At 60.5% G+C, this 14,582-nt stretch carries 15 protein-coding genes; 7 read left to right on the top strand and 8 right to left on the bottom strand.

Annotation, left to right across the window (positions count from 1 at the left end; translation table 11 throughout):
- On the top strand, positions 1-666 hold a 666-nt coding region (locus AC0IYH_RS12830; protein ID WP_471834643.1), incomplete at its 5' end, for an RHS repeat domain-containing protein.
- Positions 666-1,082, top strand: a complete 417-nt coding sequence (locus AC0IYH_RS12825) for a hypothetical protein (protein WP_471834642.1) — start codon at positions 666-668, stop codon at positions 1,080-1,082. The genes AC0IYH_RS12830 and AC0IYH_RS12825, both read left to right, overlap by 1 nt.
- Before the next feature lie 201 nt (positions 1,083-1,283).
- On the opposite strand, the gene AC0IYH_RS12820 is transcribed toward AC0IYH_RS12825, so the two are convergent.
- The 3 genes from AC0IYH_RS12820 to AC0IYH_RS12810 all read right to left on the bottom strand — a co-directional run bounded on the left by AC0IYH_RS12820 (position 1,284) and on the right by AC0IYH_RS12810 (position 4,335).
- Positions 1,284-2,513, bottom strand: coding sequence for a M20/M25/M40 family metallo-hydrolase (locus AC0IYH_RS12820; protein ID WP_471834641.1), 1,230 nt, complete (start codon positions 2,511-2,513; stop codon positions 1,284-1,286).
- 48 nt (positions 2,514-2,561) lie between these two features.
- Positions 2,562-3,620, bottom strand: a complete 1,059-nt coding sequence (locus AC0IYH_RS12815; protein WP_471834639.1) for a diguanylate cyclase — start codon at positions 3,618-3,620, stop codon at positions 2,562-2,564.
- 82 nt (positions 3,621-3,702) lie between these two features.
- Positions 3,703-4,335 carry a LysE family translocator gene (locus tag AC0IYH_RS12810; protein ID WP_116630745.1) on the bottom strand — a complete coding sequence of 211 codons (633 nt, stop codon included), beginning with the start codon at positions 4,333-4,335 and terminating at the stop codon, positions 3,703-3,705.
- 123 nt (positions 4,336-4,458) lie between these two features.
- Here AC0IYH_RS12810 and AC0IYH_RS12805 point away from each other — a divergent pair, with 123 nt between their 5' ends.
- Positions 4,459-5,868, top strand: coding sequence for an aminotransferase-like domain-containing protein (locus tag AC0IYH_RS12805; RefSeq protein WP_471834637.1), 1,410 nt, complete (start codon positions 4,459-4,461; stop codon positions 5,866-5,868).
- Here AC0IYH_RS12805 and AC0IYH_RS12800 read toward each other — a convergent pair.
- The 5 genes from AC0IYH_RS12800 to AC0IYH_RS12780 all read right to left on the bottom strand — a co-directional run bounded on the left by AC0IYH_RS12800 (position 5,846) and on the right by AC0IYH_RS12780 (position 10,275).
- Positions 5,846-6,925 (bottom strand): sigma-54 interaction domain-containing protein, encoded by a 1,080-nt coding sequence (locus tag AC0IYH_RS12800; RefSeq protein WP_471834635.1) that lies wholly within the window; start codon positions 6,923-6,925, stop codon positions 5,846-5,848. The two genes, AC0IYH_RS12805 and AC0IYH_RS12800, sit on opposite strands and share 23 nt — an antisense overlap.
- 97 nt (positions 6,926-7,022) lie before the next feature.
- Complete coding sequence (locus AC0IYH_RS12795; protein ID WP_471834633.1) at positions 7,023-7,688, bottom strand: methionine ABC transporter permease; 666 nt, start codon at positions 7,686-7,688, stop codon at positions 7,023-7,025.
- A complete protein-coding gene (locus AC0IYH_RS12790; protein ID WP_471834631.1) occupies positions 7,685-8,431 on the bottom strand; it encodes a methionine ABC transporter ATP-binding protein in 747 nt (248 codons plus the stop codon). The genes AC0IYH_RS12795 and AC0IYH_RS12790 overlap by 4 nt, the downstream gene beginning before the upstream one ends.
- On the bottom strand, positions 8,428-9,222 hold the full coding sequence (locus tag AC0IYH_RS12785; RefSeq protein WP_116630740.1) for a MetQ/NlpA family ABC transporter substrate-binding protein: 795 nt from the start codon (positions 9,220-9,222) through the stop codon (positions 8,428-8,430). Before AC0IYH_RS12785 ends, AC0IYH_RS12790 begins: the two co-directional genes overlap by 4 nt.
- A 15-nt stretch (positions 9,223-9,237) precedes the next feature.
- Complete coding sequence (locus tag AC0IYH_RS12780; protein WP_471834629.1) at positions 9,238-10,275, bottom strand: isopenicillin N synthase family dioxygenase; 1,038 nt, start codon at positions 10,273-10,275, stop codon at positions 9,238-9,240.
- Positions 10,276-10,723: 448 nt separating this feature from the next.
- On the opposite strand from AC0IYH_RS12780, the gene AC0IYH_RS12775 reads away from it, so the two are divergent.
- The 4 genes from AC0IYH_RS12775 (at position 10,724) to pcsA (ending at position 14,439) form a co-directional block, all read left to right on the top strand.
- On the top strand, positions 10,724-11,974 hold the full coding sequence (locus AC0IYH_RS12775) for a ribonucleotide-diphosphate reductase subunit beta (protein ID WP_005788524.1): 1,251 nt from the start codon (positions 10,724-10,726) through the stop codon (positions 11,972-11,974).
- Positions 11,975-12,061: 87 nt separating this feature from the next.
- Complete coding sequence (locus AC0IYH_RS12770) at positions 12,062-12,550, top strand: DUF1289 domain-containing protein (RefSeq protein ID WP_471834627.1); 489 nt, start codon at positions 12,062-12,064, stop codon at positions 12,548-12,550.
- A 109-nt stretch (positions 12,551-12,659) separates the two neighbouring features.
- Positions 12,660-13,574, top strand: coding sequence for a class I SAM-dependent methyltransferase (locus tag AC0IYH_RS12765; RefSeq protein WP_471834625.1), 915 nt, complete (start codon positions 12,660-12,662; stop codon positions 13,572-13,574).
- Positions 13,575-13,722: 148 nt separating this feature from the next.
- Positions 13,723-14,439 carry a phosphatidylcholine synthase gene (gene pcsA / locus AC0IYH_RS12760; RefSeq protein WP_005788529.1) on the top strand — a complete coding sequence of 239 codons (717 nt, stop codon included), beginning with the start codon at positions 13,723-13,725 and terminating at the stop codon, positions 14,437-14,439.
- Positions 14,440-14,582 lie beyond the last annotated feature (143 nt).

Here is a 14,582-nt window from a genome sequence, read left to right as displayed (position 1 = left end):
ACGCCAGACCCGGTGAAGCTGGCGGGTGGGATTAACGCGTACCAGTACGTGCCTAACCCGACGGGGTGGGTGGATCCGCTGGGGTTGAACTCATGCCCTAGTGATGGAGGGTGCAAGCCCTCCGCAGGATTCGAAAGCCCGAGTAAAAAGGCCAGGGTTAACGAGGGTGAACCTGCACTACCAAGGCCAACAGGGGGAGAACGACGTGCACGAATTGACGTCCTCACTGAGGCAAACGCAAAGCGGCGCGTAACGGAAATCGAAGAGAAATATGACATGCATACTGTAGCCAAACACGGCCCTGAAATCTCAGATACTGCACTGAAACAAAGGGCAATTGACGGAACAGATCCCGGAACAGGCCTACATAAGCCGGGAGCAAAGGGGAATTTAAGTTCGCAGTTTCATAGTTGGAAGATGCAATTAAGTGCATTGAACAAGGCATTAACGCGTCAGTCTCTTGGGCTAGATCCTTTCAACGGAAAGGACCACAATCAAAACCCCACACTCAAGTTAGAGCTGCCTGGCGCAGGACGAGGCTACAGACCCAATAAAAAAGACCATGATAACCCGCACCGTAATGAAAACCTGAATTGGTTCGAAGTGAAGTTTGATAAAAAAGACAATTCCAGGCCATTCACTGCATTCCCTGCCGAGAAGAAATAATGCTGAAAGATCCATTCCTCAATGAGCCGTTCGATCCCAGCCTAATGTGGTTTATTGGGGTATTTGATGTCTACGACCGAGAGCAGGAGTTAGGGTTAGAACTGGAAAAATACAATCCAAATGAAAAGGCAGACAGATACGACCTCATAAAGAACCATGCTTTAAACTTGAGTTATTTATCTTATAGGCATAAATACACTTTAATTAAGACTTTAGAGCTCAGCCTGAACGACGAAAATTATAACTTTCAGAATTTGTTCGAGATAAATGAAGACGAGGCAGCCTCATGGCCAAGGTCAGAATGGTACGAGCTTGATAGCCCTAGAGACTTCTTAAAAGATATTTTCCTACTCGCTCAAATTATTTGGAAAGACGACCTCCAAAAAGCCAGCCTCGAAGACCAATCAACATGGTGAGCCCGACACCTACCTTACTGACACACAGCCCCCCGTGGCGAGCGAGCTTGCTCGCGCTGGGCCGCGAAGCGGCCCCAATCGGGACGACGCGGTGTTTCAGATAGATTGGCGCCGCCGGGTTTGGGGCTGCTGCGCAGCCCAGCGCGAGCAAGCTCGCTCGCCACAAAAAGCGCACTCGCAAGCTCACCCGCGCCGATCAAATCACCGCTTCGACAGCTCCATAATCATCCGGCTCAACAAGTAGATCCGCGGCGCCACGCTCTCCACCTCCGCATATTCCTCCGGGGTGTGAATGTTGCCGCCGACAATCCCAAAGCCATCCAGCGTCGGCGTACCCACCCCGGCGGACAAACTCGCGTCCGCCGCCCCACCGCTGCCTTCAATGGTCAGTTTTTTACCCAGTTCGCCGTAGATCCCCTGGGCAATCGCCACCAGTTTGTCCGACTCCGGGGTCTGCGGCATCGGCGGCAGGCCGCGTTGCAGGCTGGTCTTCACGTCGGTGTCGGGGATCAGCTTGTTGGCCGAGACCCGCGCCAGGTCTTTTTCGATGCGATCAAACTCTTCCGGCAATGCCGCGCGTACATCGGCTTTGGCGGTGGCCTGGTCGGGGATTACGTTGGTGCGGTCGCCGGACTTGATCACGGTGAAGTTGATGGTGGTTTTCTTTTCATCATCGCCCAGTTTGCCCAGTTGCAGGATCTGGTGCGCGGCCTCCATGGCGGCGTTGCGTCCCAGTTCCGGGGCGACGCCGGCGTGGGCGGCTTTGCCTTTGACTTCAACCACCGCCGTGGCGCTGCCTTTGCGCCACACCACCAGGCCGTCCGCCGGTCGGCCGGGCTCGAGGTTGAGGGTCACGTCGTGGGCCTTGGCGGTTTTGCGGATGAGGTCGGAGGCGGCGTCGGAGCCGGTTTCTTCGCTGGCGTCGAGCAGGAAGGTGATTTGCGCGTAGTCCTTGAAGCCCTGGTCTTTGAGGACTTTGAGCGCGTAGATGCCGGCGACGATGCCGCCCTTGTCATCCATCACGCCGGGGCCATAGGCGCGGCCATCCTTGATATGGAACGGACGCTCGGCGGCCGAGCCTTCCTTGAACACGGTGTCCATGTGCGCCATCAGCAGAATTTTCGCCTTGCCGGTGCCCTTGAGGGTGGCAATCACATGGCTGCTGTTTGCCGCCGCGTCCGGAACCTGCTCGATACTGAAGCCCAGCTGTTTCAGCTCATTGATGGCAATGTCACTGACCTGGGTCAGGCCCGGCCCGTAGCCCGAACCCGAGTCGATATTCACCAGGCGCTCCAACAGCTTCAGGGCGTCAGCCTTGTACTGTTCGGATTGCGCCTGGATCTGCTTATGGGGTTCGGCGCTGTAGGCCGGCACGGCGAAGGACAAGGCCAGCGTTGCGGCCAGGAGGGTGCGTGGAAAGTTGAAGAGCATGAACCGATCCTTGTTTTTTGTTGGAAGGTGCTGCCACACCCTACCCCACTAGACCGATCGCAACCAACTCCCCTGTACGGCACTGACGCGGTTGCGACCACTGCTCTTGGCTTCGTATAACGCCTGGTCGGCGTCGTTCAACCAACTGGTGGAATCGGCATGCCCGGGTTGATACGGCGCCAGGCCGATGCTCAGGCTGGCGCGCAGGGTCGGGTCCTGGGCGTAGGCCAGCGCGTTGAAACGATCGCGCAAGGCGTCCATCACTTCGGTCGCGCGGTTCAGGGGCATGCCCGGCAGGATCACGCAGAACTCATCGCCGCCATAACGCCCGGCCAGGTCGGTGGCACGCAAGTTCTGGCGCAATACTTTGCTCAGTTGGCGCAACACGATATCGCCAGTGACATGGCCGTAAGTGTCGTTGATGGTCTTGAAGTGGTCGATGTCGATCAGCGCGATCGCCGCGCCCTGTTGCTCGCGACGACAGCGTTGGAACTCGATCTCCAGCTGGTCTTTCCACGCGCCGTGATTGAGCAGGCCGGACAGGCTGTCGGTGCGGCTCAGGGCCAGCAACTCACGTTTGTGGCGAGCCAAGGTCACGGCCTGGCGGTAGCAGATCCAGCCTAGGGCCAGCGGGTACAGCATCAGGATCGGCAGGCACGCGTACAGCTGAACCTGGGTGGTCACGGCGATGAAAGCGGGGGCGAATACCAGCAACGCGGCGCCGATGCCCAGCGCCTGCGCCATCCACCCTGCGAGCATGAACCGGGGGCCGCCGATGGCCACATTGTTCATGGTCATCATCGACAATGTAGTCACGGCGGGCAGCGGGTTGAAATGCATCGCGCCGACCCAGAACCCGCCACAAAACGAGTCGAACAGCAGGTTGCGCCGCTCGCTGCGCAGTGCATTGGCGCTGCGCAGCGACATGCGGAAGGCCAGGTGCGGCCAGACAAACGCGTTGGTCAGCATCCAGGCCCACACCCACCAGGACGGGTTCAAGGGGTACATGGCAAACACCACGCACACAAAGCCGAGCGTCAGCCCCAAGGTGCGGGATTTGTACAGCCGTGAAGCGAGCGGAAGTCCGTTTCCTTCTGCAGCTGACATGGTGGAGTGAGATCCTGAAGGAATGCCTGGAGTCTATCAGGGCACGGGCAAATCGCCACTACCACTCATAAGCCCGCGGCCCTCAGTGCGAGAAGCCTCGCGCCAGCATCAACGCCACGCCCAGCAGCAACACGGCAGTGACCCGCTGCAACAACACGCGACGCGCAGGGTTTTCCAGCAGGTGCTTGATGCGCTGGCCGAAATAGCAATACAGGCAGCCACTGGCAAACTGCAGCAGCAGAAAAGTCAGCCCGAGTATGGCGATATCCGCCATTGAACTGTGCTCCCCTGCCCCGGCGAACTGTGGGAATACGGCGCTGAACATGATGATGGTCTTGGGGTTGGAAAACCCGGTCAGCAGGCCCTTGCCGAACAGGCTGCGCGAGCCTTCCGAGGCGCCGGCCTGGTTCAGCGCCACGCCGCTGCTGGTCCACTGTTTATAGGCCAGGTAAAGGATGTAGGCCACGCCGACGAACTGGATGGCCTGGGTAATCGCCAGGTTGCCCTTGATCAACTCCGAAAAACCCACGGCAAACACCAGAATCGAAATCAAATACGACAGGCTGGCGCCGAGTTGCGCCGGGATCGAACTGCGCAGGCCGGCTTTCAGGCCCAGGCTCAACAGGAGCAGGGTCATGGGCCCAGGGCTGAAGGTCATGGTTGCGCAAAACAGCAGGAAGTACAGGAACGATGAAAGTGTCAATGCGCTGGTCATGGCCTTGGACCTTGATGAGAATGCCTGCAGTCTAGGCAAGCGACATTGCACAAGGCAGGTAAAGTGAGGCCTAATCCGGCCTGACTTTACCGGTAAAATTACCGGCAAACACAAGGAAAATTTATGTTGGTATCCCCCATCACCTTTGCGCCGGGCACGCCCAAGGTGCAACAGATTGTCGAGGCATTCAGCCAGGCCATCGAAACGGGTGAATGGCCACCCGGTAGCAAACTGCCGTCGGTGCGTGAGTTGACCTGCGTATTGGGCGTGAGCAAATTCACTCTCAATGAGGCGCTGGATCGCCTGCGCGGGCGCAACCTGCTCACCTCCAGCCAGGGCCGTGGCTACTTCGTGGCGATGGACAGCGTGCGCCCCGCCTCATCGGCGTGGGTCGAGCTGCTGCCCCAGGACCTGCTCAGCGTGCTGCGCCGGCCCCTGGCCACGGTCTACGGCGACCTGCGCCCCGGCGGCGGTCACCTGCCGGAGCAGTGGCTGGACACCGAGGCGATGCGCCAAGCCATGCGCAGCGTGGTACGCGCGCCCTCGTTGCGCATCGCCGGGCTGGGCACGCCGGCCGGGCTGCTGGCGTTGCGCCAGGCGCTGCAACAGAAACTGCACGCCGATGGCCTGTCGGTGCCGGTGGAACAAATCATCACCACGCCCAACACCGTGCAAGGCCTGGACATGCTCATGCGCCTGCTCGCCAGGCCCGGCGACACGGTGCTGCTGGACACGCCGTGCTACTTCAACTTCCACGCCAACCTGGCATTGCACGGGGTCAAGGTGGTGACGCTGGAGCGCCGCCCCGACGGCTTCGACTTCGTCGCCCTCGAACAGCTGCTGGCCGAACACCGGCCCAGCCTGTACCTCACCACCAGCGTGCTGCAAAACCCCACGGGCCACTCTTTCAGCCCCAGTCAGGCGTTTCGCCTGCTGCAACTGACCCGGCAGTATCAGTGCCATATCGTCGAGGATGACCTCTACGGTGACCTGCACCCCAACCCGCCACCGCGCCTGGCCGCCCTCGCCGGCCTGGAGCAGGTCACCTACCTGTCGGGCTTCTCGAAAATCCTCAGCGCCAACGCTCGCGTCAGCTACGTGGTGGCCGCGCCGCAGTTGGCGGCCAACCTGACCAATATGAAGTTGATGAGCGGCGGCGTGACCTCCGAGCTGTTCGAACAGATCGTCTACCGCCTGCTCAGCGAGGGCAGCTACGCCAGGCACCGCAAGCGCCTGGTCCAGCGCTTGCTGGAGGCCGGTGCGCGGGTCGAACAATGGCTCAAGCGTTGCGGTTGCCAATTGCCGATGGGCTTTGAAGGCGGGATGTTTATCTGGGCGCAACTGCCGGCAGGCGTGAACGGCGAGCACCTGGCCCAGGCCGCGTTGAAGCAGGGCATGGTGCTGGCGCCCAGCACGTTATTTGGCTACGGCCCCACGCACCGCGACTCGATGCGCTTCAACGTGGCCCACAGCGATGATCCCCAGGTGCAGCAGGTGTTCGAACGATTGCTCAGGGCTTCGCGCGCCCCTTGAGCATGCCGTGGTTGACCAGCAAGGTGCGCATGGCATTGCGGGTGATCCCGAGCAAACCCGCGGTGCGCAGCTGGTTGAAGCCACAGAACGCAAACGCCTCGCGCACGATCAGGTCTTCGATGTCGTGCAGCAAGCTATCCCCCGGCACCTCGAACAGGCGCAGCAACTGCTCGCGCATCACCTCCTGGGGGATGCGCGGCGCGCCGCTGTTGGCGCTGGCGTGCAAGGCGCTGAGCCCGGCGGAGAACTTCAAGTGGCTGGGCATGATCGGCTTGTCGCCGGCCACCAGCAGCGCCAGGTGCACGACGTTTTCCAGCTCGCGGATATTGCCCGGCCACGGGTAGTCCAGCAGCGCCTGCGTGGCGGACTCAGACAACATCGGTTCGACGATTTTCAGCTTGGCGCTGTACAGCCGGCGAAAGTGTTCCACCAGCGGCAGAATGTCCAACGGCCGTTCGCGCAGCGCCAGTACCTGCACCTGGGCAACATTGATGCGGTAGAACAAGTCGAGACGGAAATTGCCCGCCTCCACCGCTTGCTCCAGGTCGATGTTGGTGGCCGTGACGAGGCGGATATTGATCTTGATCGGTTTGCGCGAGCCGACCCGCACCACCTCTTGTTCCTGCAGCACCCGTAACAGCTTGACCTGCAGCGGCAGCGGCAGGTCGCCGATCTCATCGAGAAACAGCGTGCCGCCATCCGCCTCTTCAAACCAGCCGATACGCCGCCCCACCGCGCCGGAAAACGCACCGGCTTCGTGGCCGAAAAACTCGCTTTCGGCGAGGTTCTCGCTGATCGCGCCGCAGTTCACCGGCACAAATGCGCCGGTGCGCCCGCTGGCACTGTGGATGTAGCGCGCCACCAGCTCCTTGCCGGTACCGGTCTCGCCATTGATCAACACCGGCGCTTCGCTGGGGCCGACGCGTTTCAAGTAGTCGAGTAATTGCAAAGAGCGCGGGTCCGAAAACACCAGGGCCTTGGCGCGAATCGACAGCGGATCCTTCTCGCCCTGAGGCAAGGTGAGGATCGGCGTGGGGTGCACGTGGGGACGGCTCATGCACAATTTTCCGGCAGCGAAATAAACAAGGTATGCGGGACTTTACGCAGCCGCGGTTATAACTAGAAATATTAAAAATTCATTAGTACATAACCGTTTATCGGCGATGCGCCAGCGAGCGCACACAGCGATCCCCCAGGCTTTGCACGCCCTGCACCAACACCACCAGCACAATCACCGTGACCACCATGATCTGGTTGTTGAAGCGCTGGTAACCGTAGCGAATCGCCAGGTCGCCAAGCCCGCCGCCACCGATCACCCCGGCCATCGACGAAAAACCAATCAGCATAACCAGGGTCAAGGTCACGCCGGCCACCAACGCCGGCAGCGCTTCGGGCAGCAGCACCTTGAGGATCACATGGCGAATATCGCCGCCCATGGCCACGATGGCTTCAATGCGGCCCTTGTCCACTTCATCCAGGGCGGTTTCGACAATGCGCGCAAAAAACGGAAACGCGCCAATGGTGATCGGCACCACGGCGGCGGTACTGCCCAGGGTGGTACCGACGATCAAACGCGTCAGCGGTATCAACGCGATCAACATCACCACAAACGGCAACGAACGCCCCAGGTTGACCACCGCGCCCAACCCACGGTTAAGGCGCGGCATCGGCAACAACCCGCCGCGCCGGCTGATAAACAGCAAAACGCCCAGGGGCAAGCCGATCAGCAAAGTGAAGAGCCCGGCCAGCAGCACCATGTACAGGGTTTCGCCGGTGGCGTTGAGCAGCAATTGCAGGATGTCATTCCAGTCGGTTTTCATACCGCCCTCACCACTGGCAGGCTGGGGGCCAGCGAACGGCCCAGGCGTGACGACGGGTCGGCCTGCAACTGCACCAGGCTGCCACTTTCCACCACGCGGCCATCGGCCAGGGACACGGCGCTGTCACAGATCGCCTTGACCACCTCCAGTTCGTGGGTGATCAGCACAATGGTCACGCCGAGCTGGCGGTTGATGTCGCGCAACAGCTCGAGTATCGACGCGGTGGTCTCGGGGTCGAGGGCGCTGGTGGCTTCGTCCGACAGCAAATACGCCGGGCGCGCCGCCAGGGCGCGGGCAATGCCCACGCGTTGTTTCTGCCCGCCGGACAACTGCGAAGGAAACGCCTGGGCCTTGTCGCTCAGCCCCACCAGCGCCAGCAACTCGGCGACCCGCGCGGCGCGCTCGGCCTTGGGCACCTTGGCGATTTCCAGCGGCACCGCGACGTTATCCGCCACGTTGCGCGAGTGCAGCAGGTTGAAGCCCTGGAAGATCATGCCGATGCGCTGGCGCTGCTGGCGCAAGGCCTTGTCGCTTAACAGGGTCAGGTCCTGGCCATCCAGCAGGATGCGCCCGCTGGTGGGTCGCTCAAGCAGGTTGAGGCAGCGCAGCAAGGTACTCTTGCCCGCCCCGCTACGCCCGACGATGCCAAAAATCGCCCCCTCGGCAATCTGCAACGACACGTTATCCAACGCCGCCGGCTGGCCATCGGCGTAGGTTTTGCTGACGCTGTCGACAACGATCATTCGACCGCCACCGGAATCACCGAGCCCGCGTATTTCTCGCTGATGAACTTGGCCACCGCCGGTGAGCGCAGGTCCTTGGCCAGTTGCTGCACACGGGGGTCTTCGAGCAATTTGGGCGTGGTCACGAGGATATTCGCGTACGGGTTGCCCTTGGCCTGCTCCAGGCCGAGCGCATCCTTGGCCGGTTCCAGCCCCGCCTCCAGGGCGAAGTTGCCGTTGATCACCGCCAGGTCGACGTCATCCAGCGCGCGGGGAATTTGCGGCGATTCGATTTCCAGGATCTTCAGATGCTTGGGGTTCTCGGCGATGTCCTTGGGTGTGGCCTGGTCCTTGGACGCATCGTTGAAGCCCGGCTTGAGCTTGATCAAACCATTGGCTTGCAGCAGGTACAGCGCGCGACTGAGGTTGGTGACATTGTTGGGGACGGCGACGGTGCCTTTGTCCGGCACTTGGGCCAGGCTGGTGTGGCGATGGGAGTAGATGCCCAGCGGCTCGATGTGCACGGTGGCGGCCACGGCAAACTTCTGGCCGAGCGCCTGCTCCTGAGAGTTGAGGTACGGCAGGTGTTGGAAGTAGTTGGCGTCGACATCGCCGTGGGCCAGTAACTCGTTGGAGTTCACACCGCTGGGGATCTCGATGATTTTAAGCTTCAGGCTCGGGTCGAGCTTTTGTACGAACTCAAGAATCTGCGCGTGAGGAATCGGGTCGGCGGCGACGCGCAAGGCATCGGCGGCCGACACGCTGAACGCGGCCAGCAACACTGCCAGGCCAAGTGCGGATTGCTTAAACATGGGGTGATCTCCTGATCAGGCGGACAGCGCTTGGGGTAGCGTGGCGTCGGCGTAGAAACGTTGGGCGACATCCGGGTGGGAACGCAGGCGACCCTTGAGGTAGTTCCAACCCACCTCGCGCAGCAACGGGTTGCGCGGGTCGCTGGTGGGGCCATGGGCATCGCGCAGCAGTTCGGGCGCCAGTTGGTAAACCGGCACCACCGCGTCCAGTTGCGCGCCGAGGAAAAACGCCAGGGACAAACGCTCGCTGCCCACCGGCGGCGACACCACTCGGTGCACGGTGGCCCGCAGGTAACCGTTGCTGGCCAGTTCCAGCAGTTCGCCGATATTCACCACCAAGGTGTCGGGGCGGGGCGACGCGTCGATCCAGCGCCCCTCTTCCACCTCCACCTGCAAGCCGGCCTGCTGGTCCTGCAGCAGGAAGCTGAGGAAACCCGAATCCTTGTGCGCGCCGACGCCCTGACGGCTTTGCCGCGCGTGGCGGCCGGGGTAGCGGATCAGCTTGATGTGTTCATTGGGTGTGTTGCCGTACAGCGCATCAAATGCAGTTTCCGGCAGCGACAAGGCCTGGGCGAACGCACGCAACAGCCGCAGGGCCATTTGCGTCATCGCCTGTTGCCAGCCGAGCACCAGCGGTTTCAGCTCGGGCAAGGCCGCTGGCCATTGGTTTGGGCCTTGCAAGCGGGCCCAGGCGGACGGGTATTGCGCCACCGCCAGGGGCTCGCGCTCGGCGCCGACGTCGAACTGCTCGCGCAGGTCGGGCTGGCCACGGGTGATCTCCGACGCCGCGCGGTTGTAGCCGCGAAAATGCGGCGAGTTGAGCATGCCCACCGCCAGCTTGTCGGCCTCGGGCAAGGCGAAAAATGCACGCGCCTGCTGCTGCACCTGGGTCAGCAGCGCCGGGTCGATCCCGTGACCGGTCAGGTAGAAAAACCCGATATGCCGGGCCGCGAACCGCAGTTCATCGAGAAACTGCCGGCGCTGCTGCGGGCTGCCGTCCAGTTGCGACAAATCCAGCAGCGGCAAGGTGGTGATTGACTGCAGGTGGGACATCGGCGGTTCGCTCCTTGAACAAACGTCTTCAGAAGCATCCAAGCTAAACGATCTTAAAAATCCTCAATAAATATCTTTTTCGAATTAGCTTAGGCAGGTCGATGCGGCTCAATCGACGGGCTTTGGCTTCGCCGTGTAACTGCCCCCTCCCACAAACGCTCGTTGTTGTCAGGGGGAGCCGGTTGGCGAATTTTTTGGCACTGGCGGTGAAAGCCGCAGTGACTATTAAAGTCATGGAGCGTTTAGTTTTGCTCATACCGCCTGCGACGATCGATGCCGTTCTTGTGCGTTGACCATCGTTACCACACACCATATAGTGTGCCCACAAACAGAACAGACCACTACATAGTGTGCAGTATCGGTATTTACCGACCACACTATGCGCAGTATTTCAATGCCGGAAGCCTGCAAAAACACTAATTTTCGAGTACCAGGAAGGAGAATTTCAATGCTGAGTTGGGATGAAGTCGACAACGAAGACACCGGTGCAGCGGTGATCAAGGGCGCCAACGCCGGCCACGCCAGTGAAGCCAACATGGATCGCCTCGACGGTGCCGGCGCCGCTGCCGCCCTGGAAGCGCGCAACGTGACCGCCAACGACTCCGCCGCGATCATTCGTGCCAAGGCCGCCCTGGACAAACTCGACGTCGCCGAAGGCCTCGCCGAACTCGAAGGCTCCGCCGCCCGCGTCGCCGTTGACGAAAAGCGCATGATCAACTGCCGCGCCGACCTCAACCAACTCGTGCCCTTCAAGTACGACTGGGCCTGGCAAAAATACCTCGACGGCTGCGCCAACCACTGGATGCCGCAAGAGGTCAACATGACCGCCGACATCGCCCTGTGGAAAAACCCCGAAGGCCTCACTGACGACGAACGCCGCATCGTCATGCGCAACCTCGGTTTCTTCTCGACTGCGGATTCATTGGTCGCGAACAACCTGGTCCTGGCCGTGTACCGCCTGATCACCAACCCGGAGTGCCGCCAGTACATCCTGCGCCAGGCCTTCGAAGAAGCGATCCACACCCACGCCTACCAGTACTGCATCGAATCTCTGGCCATGGATGAAGGCGAAATCTTCAACATGTACCACGAGATTCCATCGGTCGCCAAAAAGGCCGCCTGGGGCCTCAAGTACACCCGATCGATCTCCGATCCGAAGTTCGAAACCGGCACCGTTGAGACCGACAAAGAACTGCTGCGCAACCTGGTCGCCTACTACTGCGTGCTGGAAGGCATCTTCTTCTACTGCGGCTTCACCCAGATTCTGTCTATGGGCCGTCGCAACAAAATGACCGGCGTGGCGGAACAGTTTCAGTACATCCTGCGCGATGAGTCGATGCACCTGAACTTCGGTATCGATGTGATCAACCAGATCAAAATCGAAAACCCACACTTGTGGGATGCCGAGATGAAGGAAGAAGCGACCCAGATGATTCTGCAAGGGACTCAGCTGGAGATTGAATATGCTCGCGACACCATGCCTCGTGGGGTGCTGGGCATGAATGCGGCGATGATGGAGGACTATCTGAAGTTCATCGCTAACCGTCGTCTGTCGCAGATTGGGTTGAAGGAAGAGTATCCAGGGACCACCAATCCGTTCCCGTGGATGAGTGAAATCATGGATTTGAAGAAAGAGAAAAACTTCTTCGAAACCCGTGTGATCGAGTACCAGACTGGCGGCGCGCTGAGCTGGGATTGATTCAACACTGCCCTAAAAATGTGGGAGGGGGCTTGCCTCCTCCCACATTGGTTATCAGTGATCCATCGACTTCACAAACACTCCCTTATGCCCAATCAAACCATCAAGACCCCTTGCGTCGGCCTGTGCTCCACCGTTTACGGGGACTTGGTATGCCGGGGCTGCAAGCGTTATCACCATGAAGTGATCCAGTGGAATGGCTACAACGCCGAGGAAAAACAAGCGGTGTGGCAGCGTTTGGAACAGCTGTTGGTGCAGGTGATGGCCAGCAAGCTTGAAGTGTTCGACCCACAACGCCTGCGCCAGCAGCTGGAAGACCGCAAGATTCGCTTTGTGCCGCACCAGTCGCCGTATTGCTGGGCGTACCAGTTGATCGCGCGGGGGGCGCGGGTGATTTCCCGGCTGGACGCGTATGGATTGGGGTTGCTGCCGGAATTTCGCGAACGCAACCTTACCGAGTTGCGTGACGCGATTGATCGGGAGTTTTTCCTGCTGTCCGAGGCGCATTACGAACGCTACATCGCGCCGGGGTTTCTCAAGGAAGCATTTGGGCCGGCGCTGATCGCCACGTCATAAGCTTCAACCTGCAAGGGTTCGATGTTATTCAGCACAGCGTGTGCTCAAGTGCCCGCAAACCCTGCCAGTGTGTTTAAAATGCCGCCCGCTCAACGACTGACGCTCAACGATGACCCCAGACGCCCTTGCCACCCTGCACGCCCACCTGCTCACCGCCCTGGCCAACCCGCCGGCTGAAACCCGGCGCCTGTTCCACGGCCGCGGCCGCTGCTGGCCGGGCCTGGAGCAGTTGACCGTGGATTGGCTGCAAGGCGTGCTGCTGGTGTCGCTGTTCAAGGCGCCGGAGCCTGCGCATCTGGAGGCCTTGAAGCAACTGCTGCACGCAGAATTCGCCGCGTATACCGTCGCCCTGCAACACCGCTACCTCCCGCAAAGCACCACCGAATGGCTGGTGGGTAACCCCATCGAGGAGCTGACCATTACCGAAGGCGGCCTGCGTTACCTGATCGACCTGGGTAAAAAGCAGAATAGCGGGCTGTTCCTCGACATGCGCTACGGGCGCAACTGGGTGCGCGAACAGGCCAAAGGCCAGCGGGTGCTCAACCTGTTTGCCTACACCTGCGGTTTTTCCGTGGCCGCCATCGAAGGCGACGCCGAGCACGTGGTCAACCTGGACATGGCCCGTGGCGCCCTGAGCCGTGGCCGCGACAACCATCGCCTGAACGGCCATGACCTGAGCAAAGTCGCCTTTCTGGGCCATGACCTGTTCAAGTCCTGGGCCAAGGTGACCAACAGCGGCCCGTACGACCTGGTGATCATTGACCCGCCGTCCTTCCAGAAAGGCAGCTTCCTGCTGACCAAGGACTACCAGCGCGTGCTGCGCCGGCTGCCGGATTTGCTCACCGCCCAAGGCACGGTACTGGCGTGCATGAACGACCCGGCGTTCGGCGCAGACTTCCTGATCGACGGCGTTACCCGCGAAGCACCGGGCCTGCGCTTCGTCGAACGGTTGGAAAACCCGCCGGAATTTCCTGATATTGATGCGCAAAGTGGCTTGAAGGCGCTGGTGTTCCGCCAGGGCTGATGCCGAAACCGCCTACGCTTGCTACGCTAAGCAATACACCGGGGCGGTGAACCTTATCCCCTCCATCCCGGTCGATACCTGCATTCCCCGGCCAGACTCGACGGTTTCACATCGTCGGCTGCCCCGTTTCACTTTTGGAGAACCGCCCGTGATATCGACCCTGCATGTAGCCAGACTCAAAGCCTGGGGCGCCCACGGCTTTACCGCCACCGGCGTGGTGCTGGCCTTCCTGGCCACCCTGGCGCTGCTGGAAAACTCGCCCAAGGCCTGCCTGCTGTGGCTGGGCCTGGCGCTGGTGGTGGACGGCGTCGACGGCTCCCTGGCGCGACGGGTGAATGTCAGCACGGTACTGCCCAGCTTTGACGGCTCGGTGCTGGACCTGGTGATCGATTACCTCACCTATGTATTTATTCCGGCGCTGTTTATCTATCGCTATATCGACCTGCCGGAATTCACCCACCTGTTTACGGTGTCGGTGATTCTGGTGTCGTCGTTGTTCTGCTTCTGCAACGTGAACATGAAGAGCAAGGACAACTACTTCGTCGGCTTTCCTGCGGCCTGGAACGTGGTGGCGTTGTGCGTTTACATCATCCAGCCGGATGCCTGGGTGACGCTGCTGACGGTGATTGGTTTGGCGCTGCTGACCGTGACGCCGATGAAGTTTCTGCATCCGTTTCGGGTGAAGCGCTTTATGCCGATCAATATTGCCGTCACCACAATCTGGTTGCTGTGCAGCTTTTTGATGGTGGTGGATTATCCCAACACTAACCCGTGGACATTTGGGTTGTGGTCGTTGATGTCGGCGTATTTCCTCGGCATCTGCATCTGGCGCACGGCACTGGAGTGGCTGGGAACCCACAAATAACCCAGCATATGCAATTCAAATGTGGGAGGGGGCTTGCCCCCGATAGCGGCGGATCAGTCACTGAAAGTGTTGACTGAGACTCAGCCATCGGGGACAAGCCCCCTCCCACATTTGGTTATAGGTACATCCGGCAGGTAAGATGG

This window comes from Pseudomonas sp. AC463 (genome assembly GCF_979253585.1).
This window is presented reverse-complemented; position numbering and strand designations above follow the sequence as displayed.